Below are 19,316 nucleotides of genomic sequence, written 5' to 3' on the forward strand. Positions count from 1 at the left end.
CTTGACAAAACCTATCAGTTTGATTATAATGACGCTTGCTGTTTTGTTTGGTTTTGAGGGAATTGGTTATTCTCTCGGTTGTTTTGCGCCTGCGTCTGCGAGTGATTCAGCGGAGCTGGATTCCTCGGCGCAAGGCCGCAAAGAAGCTGACTCAAGGCAGCAGCCTTGTTTCGTTTTGAGGGAACTTATTGTTCCTTGCAATGTGTATATGGGCCTATAGCTCAGCTGGTCAGAGCGCACGCCTGATAAGCGTGAGGTCGGTGGTTCAAGTCCACTTAGGCCCATTGGATGGGGCCTTAGCTCAGCTGGGAGAGCGCCTGCTTTGCAAGCAGGAGGTCATCGGTTCGATCCCGATAGGCTCCACCATATCAAGTTTTGCGTCTGTGCCTGCGTCTGCCAGCGGGTTTAGGGAAGCAAGATTCCTCGGCACAAGACTGCAGAGAAGCAAATTCAAGAAGCAGTCTCGTTTGCGTCTGCGTCTACAAGCGGATTCGGAGAAGCCGAATTCCTCGACGCAAACCAGCGAAGAAGCGAATTCAAAGGAGCTACTTCGTTCCTTGAAAACTAGATAACCGATTAACATAAGGAAGAAGCCGAGAGCGCAATAGGTTAAGCTGGAAAGGGCGCACGGTGGATGCCTTGGCACTAGGAGCCGATGAAGGACGGGGCAAACGCCGAAACGCTTCGGGGAGCTGTAAGCAAGCGTTGATCCGGAGATGTCCGAATGGGGGAACCCACTGTCCGTAATGGGGCAGTATCCATGCCTGAATCCATAGGGCATGGAGGGCACACCCGGGGAACTGAAACATCTTAGTACCCGGAGGAGAAGAAAGCAACCGCGATTCCCTGAGTAGCGGCGAGCGAAACGGGAACAGCCCAAACCAAGAGGCATGTCCTCTTGGGGTTGTAGGACCGCTCACGATGGGAGTGAGAAAGGGACGGGGTAGACGAACCGGTCTGGAACGGCCGGCCAGAGAAGGTGAGAGCCCTGTAGTCGAAACTTCGTTCCCTCCCGAGCGGATCCTGAGTACGGCGGGACACGAGGAATCCCGTCGGAAGCAGGGAGGACCATCTCCCAAGGCTAAATACTCCCTAGTGACCGATAGTGCACCAGTACCGTGAGGGAAAGGTGAAAAGCACCCCGGGAGGGGAGTGAAAGAGAACCTGAAACCGTGTGCCTACAAGTAGTCAGAGCCCGTTGATGGGTGATGGCGTGCCTTTTGTAGAATGAACCGGCGAGTGACGATGGCGTGCGAGGTTAAGCCGAAGAGGCGGAGCCGCAGCGAAAGCGAGTCTGAACAGGGCGTGTGAGTACGTCGTCGTCGACCCGAAACCAGGTGATCTACCCATGTCCAGGGTGAAGGCCGGGTAACACCGGCTGGAGGCCCGAACCCACGCACGTTGAAAAGTGCGGGGATGAGGTGTGGGTAGGGGTGAAATGCCAATCGAACTTGGAGATAGCTGGTTCTCCCCGAAATAGCTTTAGGGCTAGCCTCGGGTTTAGGAGTCTTGGAGGTAGAGCACTGATTGGGCTAGGGGCCCAAAACGGGTTACCGAACCCAGTCAAACTCCGAATGCCAATGACTTATGCCCGGGAGTCAGACCGCGAGTGATAAGATCCGTGGTCGAGAGGGGAACAGCCCAGACCGCCAGCTAAGGCCCCGAAGTGCACGTTCAGTGGAAAAGGATGTGGAGTTGCCGAGACAACCAGGATGTTGGCTTAGAAGCAGCCACCATTTAAAGAGTGCGTAATAGCTCACTGGTCGAGTGACTCTGCGCCGAAAATGTACCGGGGCTAAACGTGCCGCCGAAGCTGCGGGATGACCGTTGGTCATCGGTAGGGGAGCGTTCTAAGGGCAGAGAAGCCAGACCGGAAGGACTGGTGGAGCGCTTAGAAGTGAGAATGCCGGTATGAGTAGCGAAAACAGAGGTGAGAATCCTCTGCGCCGAAAGCCTAAGGGTTCCTGAGGAAGGTTCGTCCGCTCAGGGTTAGTCGGGACCTAAGCCGAGGCCGAAAGGCGTAGGTGATGGACAACAGGTTGAGATTCCTGTACCACCTTCTTCCCGTTTGAGCGATGGGGGGACGCAGGAGGATAGGGCGAGCAGGCGGCTGGAAGAGCCTGTCCAAGCCGTGAGGCTGATCCGCAGGCAAATCCGCGGATCATAAGGCTAAGCGGTGACGGCGACGGATGGATCCGGAAGTCCCCGATTTCACACTGCCAAGAAAAGCCTCTAGCGAGGGAAGAGGTGCCCGTACCGCAAACCGACACAGGTAGGCGAGGAGAGAATCCTAAGGCGCGCGGGAGAACTCTCGTTAAGGAACTCGGCAAAATGACCCCGTAACTTCGGGAGAAGGGGTGCTCTTTGGGGTGAAGAGCCCTGAAGAGCCGCAGTGAAAAGGCCCAAGCGACTGTTTATCAAAAACACAGGTCTCTGCGAAGCCGAAAGGCGACGTATAGGGGCTGACACCTGCCCGGTGCTGGAAGGTTAAGGGGAGCGCTTAGCGGAAGCGAAGGTGCGAACCGAAGCCCCAGTAAACGGCGGCCGTAACTATAACGGTCCTAAGGTAGCGAAATTCCTTGTCGGGTAAGTTCCGACCCGCACGAAAGGTGTAACGACTTGGGCGCTGTCTCAACGAGAGACCCGGTGAAATTATACTACCTGTGAAGATGCAGGTTACCCGCGACAGGACGGAAAGACCCCGTGGAGCTTTACTGCAGCCTGATATGGAATTTTGGTATCGCTTGTACAGGATAGGTGGGAGCCTGGGAAGCCGGAGCGCCAGCTTCGGTGGAGGCGACGGTGGGATACCGCCCTGGCGGTATTGAAATTCTAACCCGCACCCCTTAACGGGGTGGGAGACAGTGTCAGGTGGGCAGTTTGACTGGGGCGGTCGCCTCCCAAAAGGTAACGGAGGCGCCCAAAGGTTCCCTCAGAATGGTTGGAAATCATTCGGAGAGTGCAAAGGCACAAGGGAGCTTGACTGCGAGACGGACAGGTCGAGCAGGGACGAAAGTCGGGCTTAGTGATCCGGTGGTTCCGCATGGAAGGGCCATCGCTCAACGGATAAAAGCTACCCCGGGGATAACAGGCTGATCTCCCCCAAGAGTCCACATCGACGGGGAGGTTTGGCACCTCGATGTCGGCTCATCGCATCCTGGGGCTGTAGTCGGTCCCAAGGGTTGGGCTGTTCGCCCATTAAAGCGGTACGCGAGCTGGGTTCAGAACGTCGTGAGACAGTTCGGTCCCTATCCGTCGCGGGCGGAGGAAATTTGAGAGGAGCTGTCCTTAGTACGAGAGGACCGGGATGGACGCACCGCTGGTGTACCAGTTGTCCCGCCAGGGGCACCGCTGGGTAGCTATGTGCGGACGGGATAAGCGCTGAAAGCATCTAAGCGTGAAGCCCCCCTCAAGATGAGATTTCCCACCGCGTGAAGCGGGTAAGATCCCTCGAAGATGACGAGGTCGATAGGTCCGAGGTGGAAGCGTGGCGACACGTGGAGCTGACGGATACTAATCGATCGAGGGCTTAACCAAGAAAAGCGCAGGCGAGCGGGTCGCCGCGACGGGCAAATGTTCTTCGCCTGCAGGGATGTTCACATCCCGAAGGCGAAGGTTATTTGACCCCGAGCGGCGGCGAGCCGGAGCTGGACAATGCGAAAAGCGCAGGCGAGCGGCTTCTTCCGACGGTTATCTAGTTTTGAAGGAATGAACATCCTGTTGACAAATCCAACAGGATGGATATAATAATTACTGTCCAAGATGATAACTATTGCCTAGTGGCTATGGCGGAGGGGAAACACCCGTTCCCATCCCGAACACGGAAGTTAAGCCCTCCAGCGCCGATGGTAGTTGGGGCCAGCGCCCCTGCAAGAGTAGGTCGCTGCTAGGCGAAAATCCCCTGCTGTATATACAGCAGGGGATTTTTGATTTGATTCAACCCAAAAATTTCCGCATTAAGTATTCATGAAGCAGCAACGGCACTTTTTCCGCCGACACGGAGAGAAACTCAAGAATAAAAGTGTATGCCTTGCTTGGGTAAGAATGGAGAAGCTCGCTCCACCATTCCGTCTCATAGCGCGAAATCATGCTCAAGTTATACAGCAACAAGTAATGGGCGTGTATTTCTGGAAGCGAGAATGTTTTCTCTTTCTTGACTGGAATTCGGAGTGTACCGTCAAGATGGAATAAAAACGGACCTTCTCCGGCCGGCGACAGCGGCGATTCTATATGAAAATACAGAAATTCTCCTTCTTCTTTGGCGAACGAAAGCCGCTTTCCTTGTCCTTCTTCACAGAGATATTGGACAAAGCGGGACAACGACATATGGTAGTGGTCCAAAATCACTTTTGGGATGGCGAGCATCGGCGGCGAAGCAGTATGTACAACAGGCAAGGATAACGGTTTTTTTCGCCCGCTTAGAAGAAAAAACGTTTCATGCAACTCGCCAATTCGTTGCAACAGCGTGCCCATGCGAAATTTTTCCCCAGCTTCTTGTTTCACATGAAACATTTTTTCAGAAAAATGTGCGAATAAACCGTTTTTTTGTATTTTCACTTCATCATCTAAAAATTCGTAGCCCTGTTTTTTTCGTTTTCTTGCTGATACACCATGGGCCAAGACCGATGTTGATTCCGGGTAGTCGGGGTCGACAGTGAGCAGGCATGCTTTTAAGAGCTGCACCATGCCGTAAAACAAGAGAACTGGCTTGATGGACAGCGGCGCCTGCTGGGCAGCGGCGTAAAAATTTTGCCCGTGTTCCAGATAATATAAAAATGGGTAACAGTTTGCATAACTGCGTTGGACGGCGTCATCCCGCTGCAGCTGTTGATAGCATTGCCGCAAAAATTGCTGCGCAGTATCGGCCGAGCGGAAAACAGAAAGGCGAAACAGTTGACCGTGATTTCCGAACATTTTTACCCCCCTTACATAGAATTGTCTCGAAATAACTGAAAAGTTGGACATTTTCTTGATTCCTTGACAGTAGTTTAACCAGTTGTTAAGCTACTAATAATATTTCCGGACAAGGGGGAGAAAACATGTGGGAAGCGAAATTCGCCAAGGAAGGATTGACGTTTGATGATGTTCTTCTCATCCCAGCGAAGTCGGACGTATTGCCGCGCGATGTTGATGTAACCACGAAGTTGAGCGATACGCTGCAGTTGAACATCCCGATTCTCAGCGCCGGGATGGATACGGTCACCGAAGCGGAGATGGCAATTGCGATGGCGCGTCAGGGAGGCCTTGGCATCATTCACAAAAATATGTCGATCGAACAGCAGGCCGAGCAGGTCGACAAGGTGAAACGGTCGGAACGAGGCGTCATTACGGACCCGTTTTTCCTAACGCCGGATCATCAAGTGTATGATGCAGAACACTTAATGAGTAAATATCGGATCTCGGGGGTGCCGATCGTCAACAACCCCGAGGAGCAAAAATTGGTCGGCATTATTACGAACCGTGACTTGCGTTTCATTCAAGACTATTCGATTAAAATTTCCGAGGTAATGACGAAGGAAAACTTGATCACTGCTCCGGTGGGGACAACGTTGGAGGAAGCAGAGAAAATTTTGCAGCGACACAAGGTCGAAAAACTGCCTCTTGTTGATGAAAACGGTGTGCTGAAGGGATTAATTACGATCAAGGATATTGAAAAGGTCATTGAGTTCCCGAATTCGGCGAAAGATGCGAAAGGGAGGCTGATTGTCGGGGCAGCCGTCGGGGTGACGGCGGACACGATGATTCGCGTCAAAAAGCTTGTTGAGGCAGGGGTTGATGTCATTGTCGTTGACACGGCGCACGGCCATTCGAAAGGCGTCCTAGAGACGGTGGCCAACATCCGACGCCAATACCCGGACTTGAACATCATCGCCGGCAATGTCGCGACAGCTGAAGGGACGCGCGACTTGATTGAGGCTGGGGCGAACATTATTAAAGTCGGAATCGGTCCGGGGTCCATCTGCACGACCCGGGTTGTCGCCGGGGTTGGTGTGCCGCAAATTACGGCGATCTACGACTGTGCGACTGAGGCGCGCAAACATGGCGTCCCGATCATCGCTGACGGCGGGATCAAATATTCCGGCGACATTGTGAAGGCGATCGCGGCTGGGGCGCATGCGGTTATGCTCGGCAGCTTGCTTGCTGGTGTTTCCGAAAGCCCGGGTGAGACGGAAATTTACCAAGGCCGCCGCTTCAAGGTGTACCGGGGCATGGGATCGGTCGCAGCCATGGAGCGCGGCAGCAAAGACCGCTATTTTCAAGAAGATGCGAAAAAGTTTGTCCCGGAAGGCATCGAGGGACGCGTTCCATACAAAGGGCCGCTTGCCGACACGATTTATCAGCTTGTCGGTGGGTTGCGCGCCGGCATGGGCTATTGTGGAACCCGCAATTTGGAAGAGCTGCGCGAAAAAACGCAGTTTATCCGCATGACGAGCGCGGGGCTCCGTGAAAGCCATCCGCATGACGTGCAAATTACGAAAGAAGCGCCGAACTACTCTGCTTTTTGATCGGAGTTGCGCCGATCGTCTCAACTTTGACGGAGACATGTCCTCCGTCTATTTTTTTGGCCGACGGTATGTTACAATAACGGTTGTGTGAGGAGGGTGTCATTGTGAGGAGGAGAAAACAAAACTGGTTGTTTTGGTTGCTGTCGATTTGCCTTTGTTTAACGTTTGGTCCGTTTCAACAGACGGTGAAGGCGGAAAGCGCCCCGCTTGACATCCGGGCGGACGCTGCGATTTTAGTGGATGCACAAACGGGAAGAATTTTGTATGAAAAAAATATCGATACGGTGCTTGGGATTGCCAGCATGACGAAAATGATGACCGAGTATTTGCTTCTTGACGCCATTAAGGCGAAGCGCGTCAAATGGGATCAAATGTACACGCCAAGCGATTACGTGTACCGGCTGTCGCAAGACCGGGCGCTGTCCAATGTCCCGTTGCGAAAAGATGGCAAGTATACGGTGCGTGAGCTGTACGAGGCAATGGCCATTTATTCGGCGAACGGGGCAACGGTCGCGATTGCTGAGATCATCGCTGGATCGGAGAAAAATTTTGTGAAAATGATGAACGACAAAGCGAAAGAGCTTGGGCTGAAAGATTATAAGTTTGTCAATGCCACAGGGTTGAGCAATAAGGATTTAAAAGGATTCCATCCAGAAGGGACAAGCACAAATGAGGAAAACGTCATGTCCGCACGTGCGATGGCGATGCTTGCCTACCGGTTGCTGAAAGATCATCCCGAAGTGCTGAAAACAGCGAGCATTCCTCATAAAGTATTCCGGGAAGGAACAAAAGATGAAATCAAAATGGACAACTGGAATTGGATGCTGCCTGGGCTTGTGTACGGATACGAAGGTGTAGACGGGTTGAAAACCGGCTATACGGAATTTGCCGGCAACTGTTTCACCGGGACGGCGAAACGAAACGGCGTCCGCTTGATTTCGGTTGTCATGAACGCGAAAGATGCGAGTGGGAAAACAACAAAAGAGGCGCGCTTTAAAGAGACAGAAAAACTATTTAACTACGGATTCAACCAATACTCCCTCGAGACGCTTTATCCAAAAGGGTACCAGCTGAAAGGAAAAGAAACACTTCCGGTCGTGAAAGGGAAAGAAAAAGAGGTTCGTGTCGCGACAGGAAAGAATCTGGATCTGCTTGTGAAAAACGGCGAGGAAAAACAATACAAACCTGTATATGTGTTGGACAAGAAAAAAATGACAAAAGAAGGAAAGCTAGTCGCCCCTTTGAAAAAAGGGGAAACGGTTGGATATATGACGCTCGAATATAAAGGGGACGACTCCCTTGCCTTCTTAAGCCCAGACATGCAAAAAAACATCCGTGTGCCGCTTGTCACAACAGCTGAAGTCGAAAAAGCCAATTGGTTTGTTCTTTCGATGCGCGCGGTCGGCGGACTGTTTGTTGATTTATGGACAAGCGTCGCCAAAACAGTGAAAGGCTGGCTGTAGAATCGACTCCCCTTGATGGGGAGCTTTTTTCCATTGTGATTTTTGTAAAAATTGAGGTAAAATAAAACAGTGGAATCGTCCTTTTGCATGCCTCGCAAAGCATAAGGATTAGGAATAGGGGGAATCAACGTTGGCATTGACAGGTACGGACCGCGTCAAACGCGGCATGGCGGAAATGCAAAAAGGCGGCGTCATCATGGACGTCGTGAACGCAGAACAGGCGAAAATCGCTGAAGCGGCAGGGGCTGTCGCGGTTATGGCGCTCGAGCGCGTCCCGGCGGACATTCGCGCCGCTGGCGGTGTCGCGCGCATGGCCGACCCGACGGTGATCGAAGAAGTGATGAACGCCGTTTCGATCCCAGTCATGGCGAAAGTGCGGATCGGTCACTATGTTGAGGCGCGTGTCTTAGAGGCGCTTGGTGTCGACTACATTGACGAAAGTGAAGTATTAACGCCGGCTGATGAGGAATTCCATATTGACAAACGGCAGTTTACCGTTCCATTTGTGTGCGGTTGCCGCGATTTAGGGGAAGCGGCGCGCCGCATTGCAGAAGGGGCATCGATGTTGCGAACCAAAGGAGAGCCGGGGACAGGCAACATTGTTGAGGCCGTGCGCCATATGCGCAAAGTGAACGCGCAAATTCGCAAAGTCGTCAACATGAGCGAAGATGAGCTTGTCGCTGAGGCGAAACAGCTCGGGGCTCCGGTTGAGGTGCTGCGCGAGATCAAGCGGCTTGGCCGCCTGCCGGTCGTCAACTTTGCCGCCGGCGGTGTCGCGACACCGGCTGACGCTGCCTTGATGATGCACTTGGGTGCGGACGGTGTCTTTGTTGGGTCTGGCATTTTCAAATCGGAAAATCCGGAAAAATACGCGCGCGCGATCGTAGAGGCGACGACTCATTACGAAGACTATGAATTGATCGCACACTTGTCGAAAGGATTGGGCGGCGCGATGCGCGGCATCGATATCGCGACATTGTTGCCGGAGCACCGGATGCAAGAACGCGGCTGGTAAGCTAAATAAAGGAGCAAAGCAACGATGAAAATAGGTGTACTTGGACTGCAAGGAGCTGTGCGGGAGCATGTTCGCGCCATTGAGGCGTGCGGCGCCGAGGCGGTCATCGTGAAAAAGCCGGAGCAGCTTGAAGGGTTGGACGGTCTTGTGCTGCCGGGCGGCGAAAGCACAACGATGCGGCGGCTCATCGACCGCTATGGGCTGATGGAGCCGCTCAAGCAATTTGCCGCTGCCGGCAAGCCGATGTTCGGCACGTGCGCCGGACTCATTTTGCTGGCGAAGCGAATTGTCGGCTATGACGAGCCACATTTAGGATTAATGGACATTACAGTCGAGCGGAACTCGTTCGGTCGGCAGCGGGAAAGCTTTGAGGCGGAGCTGTCGATTAAGGGTGTCGGCGACGGGTTTGTCGGCGTCTTCATCCGTGCTCCGCATATCGTGGAGGCCGGGGACGGGGTCGATGTCTTGGCGACATACAATGACCGCATTGTCGCCGCTCGACAAGGACAGTTTCTCGGCTGCTCGTTCCATCCAGAGCTGACCGACGATCATCGATTGATGCAATACTTTCTCAACATGGTCAAAGAAGCGAAAATGGCGTCAAGCCTCAAGTAAAGTGATCAAGCGAAAGCGATGAGAGGAACAAGTAGCGGGATGCCTTCCTTTCAGAGAGCCGGTGGGCGGTGCGAACCGGCAGGGAGCTCCTGTGAATCCATCCTCGAGCAAAACGTTGAACGCCCAAAGGGCCAGTAGGCGTTTTCGGCCGCCGCCGTTAACGGCAAAAGAGGAAGGCATAGCAAGCCTTCAATAAGGGTGGCACCGCGGGATGGCTCCCGTCCCTTTTTTGGGACGGGGGCTTTTTTATGTATAATATTGAATGGAAAAGGAGGTAAAAGCCATGCTGGATGTGAAAATATTGCGCACCCAGTTTGAAGAAGTGAAAGAAAAACTAATGCAGCGCGGCGGGGATTTGACGAACATCGACCGCTTTGAACAATTGGACAAAGACCGCCGCCGCTTGATCGCGGAAGTCGAAGAGCTGAAAAGCAAGCGCAACGATGTGTCGCAGCAAATCGCTGTCCTAAAGCGCGAGAAAAAGGACGCCGAGCCGCTGATTGCCCAAATGCGCGAAGTCGGTGACCGCATTAAACGGATGGATGAACAAATTCGCCAGCTTGAGGCGGAACTCGACGACTTGTTGTTGTCGATTCCAAACGTGCCGCACGAATCAGTGCCGATCGGCCAATCAGAAGAGGACAATGTGGAAGTGCGGAGATGGGGAGAGCCGCGTTCGTTTTCCTTTGAGCCGAAGCCGCATTGGGAAATCGCCGATCGGCTCGGTTTGCTCGACTTTGAGCGAGCCGCCAAAGTGGCGGGAAGCCGATTTGTCTTTTATAAAGGGTTAGGAGCGCGGCTTGAGCGGGCGCTCATCAACTTTATGCTTGACATCCATCTCGATGAATTCGGTTACGAAGAAGTGTTGCCGCCATACTTAGTGAACCGGGCGAGCATGATCGGAACCGGACAGTTGCCGAAATTTGCCGAGGATGTGTTCCATTTGGACAGCGAAGATTATTTCCTCATTCCGACCGCTGAGGTGCCGGTGACGAACCTGCACCGCGACGAAATTTTGGCCGCAGATGATTTGCCGATTTACTATGCGGCCTACAGCGCCTGCTTCCGCGCGGAAGCCGGGTCGGCCGGCCGCGACACGAGAGGGCTGATCCGCCAGCATCAGTTCAATAAAGTCGAGCTGGTAAAATTCGTAAAGCCGGAGGACTCGTACGATGAATTGGAAAAGCTGACGCGCCAGGCAGAGACGATTTTGCAACGGCTCGGGCTTCCGTACCGCGTTGTCGCCTTGTGCACCGGAGACCTTGGATTCTCGGCGGCGAAAACGTACGATATTGAAGTTTGGCTGCCAAGTTACGGAACGTACCGGGAAATTTCGTCGTGCAGCAACTTTGAGGCGTTTCAAGCGCGCCGTGCCAACATCCGCTTCCGTCGGGATCCAAAAGCGAAACCGGAGTACGTGCATACATTAAACGGTTCGGGGCTAGCCATTGGGCGGACGGTCGCCGCCATTTTGGAAAACTACCAGCAAGAAGACGGCTCGGTCATCGTTCCGGAAGCGCTTCGTCCTTACATGGGGAATCGGGACGTCATTCGCTGAAAAAAGGTGCTTGAGGCAAATCGTTGGTTGACTTTTCCCGACTGCCGTGTTATAGTGAATGACGTTGGCAATGAGGAACAAGAAATCTTGTTCTTGGCCAAGACGATGATGAAGAGGACTGACGCGCATAAGAGGAGATTGTCATCTGAAACGGCTGACCGCCGAAAGCCGTTTCCCATCATAAAAAAACCCGCCGTTGACCGGCGGGTTTTTTATGCCTTTATTTTTTTTACAACAGTAAATTGATCAGCGATCAGCCGCCAGTTTTGTGGAAAATCAATGCCAAGTTTCCAATAGCTGACCCCGCGCAAACCAAGTTCCTTCACGAGATTAAATTTTGCTTGAATGGAGCGGGCGTCCTCAAACCATACTTCATGCTCGCGTCCGTTTTCGTCGCGATAGCGAAAATGCGGTGCCTGCGCCTCCATATCGTATTCGATGGCAACGTTATACTTTGCGGCGAGGGCGATGGCTTGCTGCGGGCTGATGGCCTGGGCGTACGGGCCGCCGGGTACATATGGCAGCGTCCAGTCGTAGCCATACAAGTTTTGCCCCATCAAAATTTTTCCGGCTGGCATTTCAGAGATGGCGTACTCGAGAACGCGGCGGACCGGACCGATCGGGGACACCGGCATCGGCGGCCCGCCGCTGTAGCCCCATTCATACGTCATGATCACGACAAAGTCGACAATTTGTCCATGGGCGCGGTAGTCGTGTGCTTCGTACCAACGTCCGCGCTGGGTCGCGCTCGTTTTCGGCGCCAAGGCGGTCGACATCATCCACCCTTCTCGTGCAAACCGCCGTTTCGCTTTGCGCAAAAACGCATTATACGCCTCACGGTCTTCCGGGCGCAAATATTCAAAATCAAAATGGATGTCGCGGAAGCCATACCGTCTAGCGGTCGCGACAATGTTGTCGAGCAGACGATTTTGCAGCGTTTCGTTTGTTAACATAAGCGCGCCGAGCTCGTCGCTGAACTGCCCGTTTTCAATGTTGGCGACAACCATAACGAGCGTGACGCGGTTGGCGCGGGCAATATCCGGAAAGTCGTCAAGCGGCGGCTCTTGCAATGTCGCGTCGCGTCGGATCGCAAAATAAAAAGGACTCAAATAAGTCAAATACGGAGCGGCTTCGCGAGCGCTCGCCTCCAGCGCTGGGCTGACAGTCGCGCCGCGCGGTTCAATATAGGCGTTAAACTCCGCTCTTCGCTTGGCGCCGGGCGGTATATAAAGCCGCTGCCCGACCTTAAGCGGAGCGTTTAAGGAGAGGCGATTCACTTCGGCAAGCCGCTGCATCGGAATCGAAAATCGGCGTGCAATCGACCATAACGTGTCGCCGCGCTGCACCCAGTAAAAACGACCGACGATCGGGATCACGAGCGCCTGGCCGACAACGAGTTTATCAGGGTTTGGAAGCTTGTTGGCCCGGACAATTTCTTCCGCCGTGGTCCCGTATGCCTCAGCAATTCCACTTAACGTTTGTCCACTCTGCACTACGTGGATTTGCATACTTGACCTCCTAGTTGCGTCTTTATTCTCCATATTCTATGATGAAAAGAAAGGAGAAATGACCGTTTGTGTGAAGGGGTATACGATGAACACCGACGAGTACTACATGCGATTGGCAATGGAAGAAGCAAAAAAAGCGGAGCAGATCGGCGAAGTGCCGATCGGCGCTGTCATCGTTCAAGACGGCCGCGTCATCGCCCGCGCTCATAATTTGCGGGAAACCGAACAACGCGCCATCGCTCATGCAGAAATTTTGGCAATCGATGAAGCATGCCGGGCAACCGGTTCATGGCGGCTTGAGCGGGCGACGTTGTACGTAACGCTTGAGCCGTGCGCCATGTGCGCAGGCGCCATTGTTCTTTCCCGCATCGAACGGGTTGTATTTGGCGCGTTTGACCCAAAGGGAGGGTGCGCTGGGACATTGATGAACTTATTGCAGGAAAGCCGATTTAACCATCAGGTTAAGGTGGTAAGCGGGGTGCTTGCTGACGAGTGCGGTTCGCTGTTGAGCCAATTTTTTCGACGATTGCGCGAACAAAAGAGAAATGTTGGCGGGAGTGCCAACGAAAATTCCGTCGATTGACATTGCATTTTTTCCGCTAACGAGCTATACTGATAGTGCCGTGCTAAGCGGGGAGGTAGCGGTGCCCTGTACTCGCAATCCGCTCTAGCGAGGCTGAATTCCTTCTCGAGGTTAGTCTGTTGCGAGGCCTGTCTCAAGCAAGTGGTGTTGACGTCTGGGTCCCGCGCAATGGGATTCCGTGAACCCTGTCAGGTCCGGAAGGAAGCAGCAGTAAGCGGATGCTCCCATGTGCCGCGGGGACGCCTGGGCTGAGCTAACTGCTTGAGCAACGCTCGGGGCAGCTAATCGACAGAAGGTGCACGGCCTTACATAGCGATAGGGAACAAAACCCACTCATGGCGAGTGGGTTTTTTGTTATTTCAAATTGCAATAGGAAGTTATATAATAGATAGGACGAGAGAAAGAGGAGGGCCGTTTTCCGTGGCATACCAAGCGTTATATCGCGTGTTTCGGCCGCAGCGCTTTGCGGACATGGTCGGCCAAGAACACGTGACCAAGACGTTGCAAAGCGCCCTGCTTCAACATAAAATATCGCACGCTTACTTATTTTCCGGCCCGCGCGGTACAGGAAAAACGAGCGCAGCGAAAATTTTCGCCAAGGCGGTCAACTGTGAACAGGCGCCAGCGGCGGAGCCATGCAATGAGTGTCCAGCTTGCCTCGGCATTACGAATGGAACGGTTCCCGATGTGCTGGAAATTGACGCTGCTTCCAACAACCGCGTCGATGAAATTCGTGATATCCGTGAGAAGGTGAAATTTGCGCCGACGTCGGCCCGCTACAAAGTGTATATCATCGACGAGGTGCATATGCTGTCGATCGGTGCGTTTAACGCGCTGTTGAAAACGTTGGAGGAGCCGCCGAAACACGTCATTTTCATTTTGGCCACGACCGAGCCGCACAAAATTCCGGCGACGATCATTTCCCGCTGCCAACGGTTCGATTTTCGCCGCATCCCGCTTCCGGCGATCGTTTCACGGCTAAAGTATGTCGCAAGCGCCCAAGGTGTCGAGGCGTCCGATGAGGCATTGTCCGCCATCGCCCGTGCTGCAGACGGGGGGATGCGCGATGCGCTCAGCTTGCTTGATCAAGCCATTTCGTTCAGCGACGGGAAACTTCGGCTCGACGACGTGCTGGCGATGACCGGGGCTGCATCATTTGCCGCCTTATCGAGCTTCATCGAAGCCATCCACCGCAAAGATACAGCGGCGGTTCTTCAGCAGTTGGAAACGATGATGGCGCAAGGGAAAGATCCGCATCGTTTGGTTGAAGACTTGATTTTGTACTATCGCGATTTATTGCTGTACAAAACCGCTCCCTATGTGGAGGGAGCGATTCAAATTGCTGTCGTTGACGAAGCGTTCACTTCACTGTCGGAAATGATTCCGGTTTCCAATTTATACGAGGCCATCGAGTTGCTGAACAAAAGCCAGCAAGAGATGAAGTGGACAAACCACCCGCGCCTTCTGTTGGAAGTGGCGCTTGTGAAACTTTGCCATCCATCAGCCGCCGCCCCGTCGCTGTCGGCTTCCGAGTTGGAACCGTTGATAAAGCGGATTGAAACGCTGGAGGCGGAATTGCGGCGCCTGAAGGAACAACCGCCTGCCCCTCCGTCGACCGCCGCGCCGGTGAAAAAACTGTCCAAACCGATGAAAACGGGGGGATATAAAGCCCCGGTTGGCCGCATTTACGAGCTGTTGAAACAGGCGACGCATGAAGATTTAGCTTTGGTGAAAGGATGCTGGGCGGATGTGCTCGACACGTTGAAACGGCAGCATAAAGTGTCGCACGCTGCCTTGCTGCAAGAGAGCGAGCCGGTTGCAGCGAGCGCCTCAGCGTTTGTATTAAAATTCAAATACGAAATCCACTGCAAAATGGCGACCGATCCCACAAGTTCGGTCAAAGAAAACGTCGAAGCGATTTTGTTTGAGCTGACAAACCGCCGCTTTGAAATGGTAGCCATTCCGGAGGGAGAATGGGGAAAAATAAGAGAAGAGTTCATCCGCAATAAGGACGCCATGGTGGAAAAAAGCGAAGAAGATCCGTTAATCGCCGAAGCGAAGCGGCTGTTTGGCGAAGAGCTGATCGAAATTAAAGAATAAACCGTTTAAAGGAGGATGCCAAGATGATGCGTGGCGGAATGGGCAATATGCAAAAAATGTTAAAACAAATGCAAAAAATGCAAAAAGAAATGCAAAAAGCGCAGGAAGAGTTGGCGGAAAAAACAGTGGAAGGCACGGCGGGCGGAGGCATGGTGACCGTTGTCGCTAACGGTCATAAACAAATTTTGGAAGTAAAAATTAAAGAGGAAGTCGTCGACCCAGACGATATTGAAATGCTGCAAGATTTGATTTTGGCAGCGACAAACGATGCGTTGAAAAAAGCGGATGAGTTGGCTAATGAAATGATGGGGCAGTTTACGAAAGGACTTAACATTCCAGGGTTGTTCTAGGGGGGGCGTATGCATTATCCAGAACCGCTATCGAAGTTGATTGACAGTTTTATGAAACTGCCCGGCATCGGCCCGAAAACGGCTGCCCGCCTTGCATTTCATGTGCTGGCGATGAAAGAAGACACCGTGCTTGAGTTTGCCAAAGCGCTCGTTGATGTCAAGCGGCATATTCATTATTGCACGATTTGCGGACATATTACAGATACAGACCCTTGCTACATCTGCAAAGACGAGCGGCGCGACCGGACGACGATTTGCGTTGTTCAGGATCCGAAAGATGTCATCGCCATGGAGAGGATGAAAGAATACAATGGCCTGTACCACGTGTTGCACGGGGCCATCTCGCCGATGGAAGGCATCGGACCGGAAGATATTAAAATCGCCGAGCTGCTCACGCGATTGCAGGATGAGACGATCCAAGAGGTGATTTTAGCGACCGACCCGAACATCGAGGGAGAGGCAACGGCGATGTACATCTCCCGCCTGTTGAAGCCGACAGGAATCAAAGTCACCCGCATCGCCCATGGCTTGCCGGTCGGCGGCGACTTGGAGTATGCGGACGAAGTGACGTTATCAAAGGCGTTGGAAGGGCGCCGTGAGCTATAGAGAGAAAGAAGGTGGGGATCGGTTTGTTATGGCGGCGAAAGGGGAAACTAAAGAGACAATTTGATGAGAAGTTAATGGCTGAACTACAAAAGGCTAGAACTGAATGGCTTGAGCAGAAACAACTCATCGAAAAAAGCGTCGATCCGTCTCCGGAGGTGCTGAGCGCATTGCAACTCGCTGAGGCCAAATATTTTTTCCTCCTCCGCGAAGCGAAGCACCGCCGCATCACACTTAAGGAAGTGCGTTAACTTCCTTATTTTTTTGTTCTTTTTTCCCCTGTTTCTCATACGTTGGTAGTACAAGCGTGCAAAAAGGGGGTTCAAACGTTGGAGCCGAAAGTCGTCATTACCGTGTTGCTAGCGCTTATCGCCGTTTTGCTTATCGTCGGCGCCCGTCTCAAAGCGCTTCGCCTCATCGGCTACGCTGCTATCCGCCTGATCGTCGGGGCGCTCGCGCTGTTTGTCATCAACACCATCGGCGGGCATTTTAACATCCATATTCCGATTAACCTCGTCACCTCAATCGTTTGCGGATTTCTTGGCCTCCCTGGAGCGGCAGCGTTAATCGTGATTGACCGATATATTTTGTAGGCATCATTATTCAAGATGCCTTTAATTTTTTTGTTTAAAAGTTATTGACTTTTATATGACAATGCATTATATTAATTAATGTCGCTGTTCATGAAATATATATTGACAGCAAATTAAATGATATGTATAATAATAAAAGTGTGCAAGATAAACAAGTTCCTTGAAAACTAAACAAAACGCAAGCGTCATAAGAAAAGCGGAGGCGCCGTAATTTCGCCTAAAGGCAGCCTGCGTCCTGCAGGCAACGGCGAAATATCGCCATCCTGGCGATCTCGAAGCCAAATGTTCTTCACCTCGAGGGGTGCTTGCACCCCGAGGTAGAAGGTGATTTGGCAGAAGAGAGCGAGGCGCCGAAGCTGGACAATCCGAAAAGCGGAGGCCGCTTGCCTATCGGCGAAACGCGCTGAGAGGCCCGCGAGGAGGCTGTCGCCGCCGCAGCGGGACACGAAGCGTCGCGAGCCGATAGCGGCCGAAGCTAGACAGCATGAAAAGCGGAGGCCGCTTTGGCCGAAGCTGGACAATCCGAAAAGCCAATCAACTTTCTTTGGAGAGTTTGATCCTGGCTCAGGACGAACGCTGGCGGCGTGCCTAATACATGCAAGTCGAGCGGACCAAATCGGAGCTTGCTCTGATTTGGTCAGCGGCGGACGGGTGAGTAACACGTGGGCAACCTGCCCGCAAGACCGGGATAACTCCGGGAAACCGGAGCTAATACCGGATAACACCGAAGACCGCATGGTCTTTGGTTGAAAGGCGGCCTTTGGCTGTCACTTGCGGATGGGCCCGCGGCGCATTAGCTAGTTGGTGAGGTAACGGCTCACCAAGGCGACGATGCGTAGCCGGCCTGAGAGGGTGACCGGCCACACTGGGACTGAGACACGGCCCAGACTCCTACGGGAGGCAGCAGTAGGGAATCTTCCGCAATGGGCGAAAGCCTGACGGAGCGACGCCGCGTGAGCGAAGAAGGCCTTCGGGTCGTAAAGCTCTGTTGTGAGGGACGAAGGGGCGCCGTTCGAAGAGGGCGGCGCGGTGACGGTACCTCACGAGGAAGCCCCGGCTAACTACGTGCCAGCAGCCGCGGTAATACGTAGGGGGCGAGCGTTGTCCGGAATTATTGGGCGTAAAGCGCGCGCAGGCGGTCCCTTAAGTCTGATGTGAAAGCCCACGGCTCAACCGTGGAGGGTCATTGGAAACTGGGGGACTTGAGTGCAGGAGAGGAGAGCGGAATTCCACGTGTAGCGGTGAAATGCGTAGAGATGTGGAGGAACACCAGTGGCGAAGGCGGCTCTCTGGCCTGCAACTGACGCTGAGGCGCGAAAGCGTGGGGAGCAAACAGGATTAGATACCCTGGTAGTCCACGCCGTAAACGATGAGTGCTAAGTGTTAGAGGGGTCACACCCTTTAGTGCTGCAGCTAACGCGATAAGCACTCCGCCTGGGGAGTACGGCCGCAAGGCTGAAACTCAAAGGAATTGACGGGGGCCCGCACAAGCGGTGGAGCATGTGGTTTAATTCGAAGCAACGCGAAGAACCTTACCAGGTCTTGACATCCCCTGACAACCCAAGAGATTGGGCGTTCCCCCTTCGGGGGGGCAGGGTGACAGGTGGTGCATGGTTGTCGTCAGCTCGTGTCGTGAGATGTTGGGTTAAGTCCCGCAACGAGCGCAACCCTCGCCTCTAGTTGCCAGCATTCAGTTGGGCACTCTAGAGGGACTGCCGGCGACAAGTCGGAGGAAGGTGGGGATGACGTCAAATCATCATGCCCCTTATGACCTGGGCTACACACGTGCTACAATGGGCGGTACAAAGGGCTGCGAACCCGCGAGGGGGAGCGAATCCCAAAAAGCCGCTCTCAGTTCGGATTGCAGGCTGCAACTCGCCTGCATGAAGCCGGAATCGCTAGTAATCGCGGATCAGCATGCCGCGGTGAATACGTTCCCGGGCCTTGTACACACCGCCCGTCACACCACGAGAGCTTGCAACACCCGAAGTCGGTGAGGCAACCCGCAAGGGAGCCAGCCGCCGAAGGTGGGGCAAGTGATTGGGGTGAAGTCGTAACAAGGTAGCCGTACCGGAAGGTGCGGCTGGATCACCTCCTTTCTAAGGAGAAAAGCGGAGGCCGCCCGCCTATCGGCGAGGTGCGCTGGAGGGCCTGCGAGCGGGCTTAGCCCGCCGCAGCAGGACCGAAGCGTCGCGAGCCGATGGCGGCCGGAGCTAGACAGGGAGAAAAGCGAAGGCGAGCGTTTCGCCGCGATGGGCAAATGTTCTTCGCCTAGAGGGATTTACAATCCCGAAGGCGAAGGTTATTTGACCCCGAGCGGCGGCGAGCCGGAGCTAGACAGAATTTCTTGACAAAACCTATCAGTTTGATTATAATGACGCTTGCTGTTTTGTTTAGTTTTGAGGGAACTTATTGTTCCTTG

Annotated in this window: 13 protein-coding genes, 2 tRNA genes, 3 rRNA genes, 1 other RNA gene and 1 other annotated feature; of the genes, 17 read left to right on the forward strand and 2 right to left on the reverse strand. The window is 53.5% G+C overall.

Translation table 11 applies throughout. From position 1 onward, the window contains the following. The first annotated feature begins 210 nt into the window (after positions 1-210). The 4 genes from GYMC52_RS00055 (at position 211) to rrf (ending at position 3,892) form a co-directional block, all read left to right on the forward strand. Positions 211-284, forward strand: a tRNA-Ile gene (locus tag GYMC52_RS00055). Between the two features lie 6 nt (positions 285-290). Beyond that, positions 291-366, forward strand: a tRNA-Ala gene (locus tag GYMC52_RS00060). Between the two features lie 241 nt (positions 367-607). After that, positions 608-3,537 (forward strand): 23S ribosomal RNA (locus GYMC52_RS00065). A gap of 238 nt (positions 3,538-3,775) precedes the next feature. Next, positions 3,776-3,892 (forward strand): 5S ribosomal RNA (gene rrf / locus GYMC52_RS00075). Positions 3,893-3,936: 44 nt separating this feature from the next. Here the strand turns inward: rrf and GYMC52_RS00080 are convergent. After that, the gene (locus GYMC52_RS00080; RefSeq protein WP_012820422.1) at positions 3,937-4,914 is read right to left on the reverse strand and encodes a YaaC family protein; all 978 of its coding nucleotides are present in this window, start codon (positions 4,912-4,914) and stop codon (positions 3,937-3,939) included. 125 nt (positions 4,915-5,039) lie between these two features. On the opposite strand from GYMC52_RS00080, the gene guaB reads away from it, so the two are divergent. From guaB to serS, 5 genes are all read left to right on the forward strand, one after another. Continuing rightward, the gene (guaB, locus tag GYMC52_RS00085; protein WP_011229525.1) at positions 5,040-6,506 is read left to right on the forward strand and encodes an IMP dehydrogenase; all 1,467 of its coding nucleotides are present in this window, start codon (positions 5,040-5,042) and stop codon (positions 6,504-6,506) included. Between the two features lie 104 nt (positions 6,507-6,610). Further along, on the forward strand, positions 6,611-7,969 hold the full coding sequence (locus tag GYMC52_RS00090) for a serine hydrolase (protein WP_011229526.1): 1,359 nt from the start codon (positions 6,611-6,613) through the stop codon (positions 7,967-7,969). A gap of 130 nt (positions 7,970-8,099) precedes the next feature. Beyond that, positions 8,100-8,984 carry a pyridoxal 5'-phosphate synthase lyase subunit PdxS gene (gene pdxS, locus GYMC52_RS00095; RefSeq protein ID WP_011229527.1) on the forward strand — a complete coding sequence of 295 codons (885 nt, stop codon included), beginning with the start codon at positions 8,100-8,102 and terminating at the stop codon, positions 8,982-8,984. A gap of 24 nt (positions 8,985-9,008) precedes the next feature. Beyond that, positions 9,009-9,599: a pyridoxal 5'-phosphate synthase glutaminase subunit PdxT gene (pdxT, locus tag GYMC52_RS00100; RefSeq protein WP_011229528.1), complete on the forward strand. Its 591-nt coding sequence runs from the start codon at positions 9,009-9,011 to the stop codon at positions 9,597-9,599. 9 nt (positions 9,600-9,608) lie between these two features. Continuing rightward, positions 9,609-9,828: a binding site (T-box leader), on the forward strand. Between the two features lie 54 nt (positions 9,829-9,882). Further along, positions 9,883-11,157, forward strand: coding sequence for a serine--tRNA ligase (serS, locus tag GYMC52_RS00105; protein WP_012820423.1), 1,275 nt, complete (start codon positions 9,883-9,885; stop codon positions 11,155-11,157). A 212-nt stretch (positions 11,158-11,369) separates the two neighbouring features. On the opposite strand, the gene GYMC52_RS00110 is transcribed toward serS, so the two are convergent. Beyond that, positions 11,370-12,665 (reverse strand): LysM peptidoglycan-binding domain-containing protein, encoded by a 1,296-nt coding sequence (locus GYMC52_RS00110; protein ID WP_013522751.1) that lies wholly within the window; start codon positions 12,663-12,665, stop codon positions 11,370-11,372. Between the two features lie 85 nt (positions 12,666-12,750). On the opposite strand from GYMC52_RS00110, the gene tadA reads away from it, so the two are divergent. The 8 genes from tadA (at position 12,751) to GYMC52_RS00150 (ending at position 18,993) form a co-directional block, all read left to right on the forward strand. Next, complete coding sequence (gene tadA / locus GYMC52_RS00115) at positions 12,751-13,248, forward strand: tRNA adenosine(34) deaminase TadA (RefSeq protein ID WP_011229532.1); 498 nt, start codon at positions 12,751-12,753, stop codon at positions 13,246-13,248. Between the two features lie 38 nt (positions 13,249-13,286). After that, positions 13,287-13,551: signal recognition particle sRNA large type (gene ffs, locus GYMC52_RS18155), an RNA gene on the forward strand. A gap of 117 nt (positions 13,552-13,668) precedes the next feature. After that, on the forward strand, positions 13,669-15,348 hold the full coding sequence (dnaX, locus tag GYMC52_RS00120; RefSeq protein ID WP_012820425.1) for a DNA polymerase III subunit gamma/tau: 1,680 nt from the start codon (positions 13,669-13,671) through the stop codon (positions 15,346-15,348). A 26-nt stretch (positions 15,349-15,374) separates the two neighbouring features. Continuing rightward, complete coding sequence (locus GYMC52_RS00125; RefSeq protein WP_020279743.1) at positions 15,375-15,698, forward strand: YbaB/EbfC family nucleoid-associated protein; 324 nt, start codon at positions 15,375-15,377, stop codon at positions 15,696-15,698. A 9-nt stretch (positions 15,699-15,707) separates the two neighbouring features. Then, positions 15,708-16,304 carry a recombination mediator RecR gene (recR, locus tag GYMC52_RS00130; RefSeq protein WP_012820426.1) on the forward strand — a complete coding sequence of 199 codons (597 nt, stop codon included), beginning with the start codon at positions 15,708-15,710 and terminating at the stop codon, positions 16,302-16,304. A gap of 23 nt (positions 16,305-16,327) precedes the next feature. Next, positions 16,328-16,552 carry a YaaL family protein gene (locus GYMC52_RS00135; RefSeq protein WP_012820427.1) on the forward strand — a complete coding sequence of 75 codons (225 nt, stop codon included), beginning with the start codon at positions 16,328-16,330 and terminating at the stop codon, positions 16,550-16,552. A 78-nt stretch (positions 16,553-16,630) separates the two neighbouring features. Beyond that, positions 16,631-16,894, forward strand: coding sequence for a pro-sigmaK processing inhibitor BofA family protein (locus tag GYMC52_RS00140; protein WP_012820428.1), 264 nt, complete (start codon positions 16,631-16,633; stop codon positions 16,892-16,894). A gap of 541 nt (positions 16,895-17,435) precedes the next feature. Continuing rightward, positions 17,436-18,993 (forward strand): 16S ribosomal RNA (locus tag GYMC52_RS00150). Positions 18,994-19,316 lie beyond the last annotated feature (323 nt).

Origin of the sequence: Geobacillus sp. Y412MC52 (assembly GCF_000174795.2) — a bacterium.
GTDB lineage: Bacteria > Bacillota > Bacilli > Bacillales > Anoxybacillaceae > Geobacillus > Geobacillus thermoleovorans.

What these genes read in the sequence shown, in the direction of transcription:
- guaB (WP_011229525.1), top strand. Translation starts at nt 5,040, where the DNA reads ATGTGGGAAGCGAAATTCGCCAAGGAAGGATTGACGTTTGATGATGTT.
- tadA (WP_011229532.1), top strand. Translation starts at nt 12,751, where the DNA reads ATGAACACCGACGAGTACTACATGCGATTGGCAATGGAAGAAGCAAAA.
- GYMC52_RS00080 (WP_012820422.1), bottom strand. Translation starts at nt 4,914, where the DNA reads ATGTTCGGAAATCACGGTCAACTGTTTCGCCTTTCTGTTTTCCGCTCG.
- GYMC52_RS00125 (WP_020279743.1), top strand. Translation starts at nt 15,375, where the DNA reads ATGCGTGGCGGAATGGGCAATATGCAAAAAATGTTAAAACAAATGCAA.
- pdxT (WP_011229528.1), top strand. Translation starts at nt 9,009, where the DNA reads ATGAAAATAGGTGTACTTGGACTGCAAGGAGCTGTGCGGGAGCATGTT.
- GYMC52_RS00110 (WP_013522751.1), bottom strand. Translation starts at nt 12,665, where the DNA reads ATGCAAATCCACGTAGTGCAGAGTGGACAAACGTTAAGTGGAATTGCT.
- recR (WP_012820426.1), top strand. Translation starts at nt 15,708, where the DNA reads ATGCATTATCCAGAACCGCTATCGAAGTTGATTGACAGTTTTATGAAA.
- serS (WP_012820423.1), top strand. Translation starts at nt 9,883, where the DNA reads ATGCTGGATGTGAAAATATTGCGCACCCAGTTTGAAGAAGTGAAAGAA.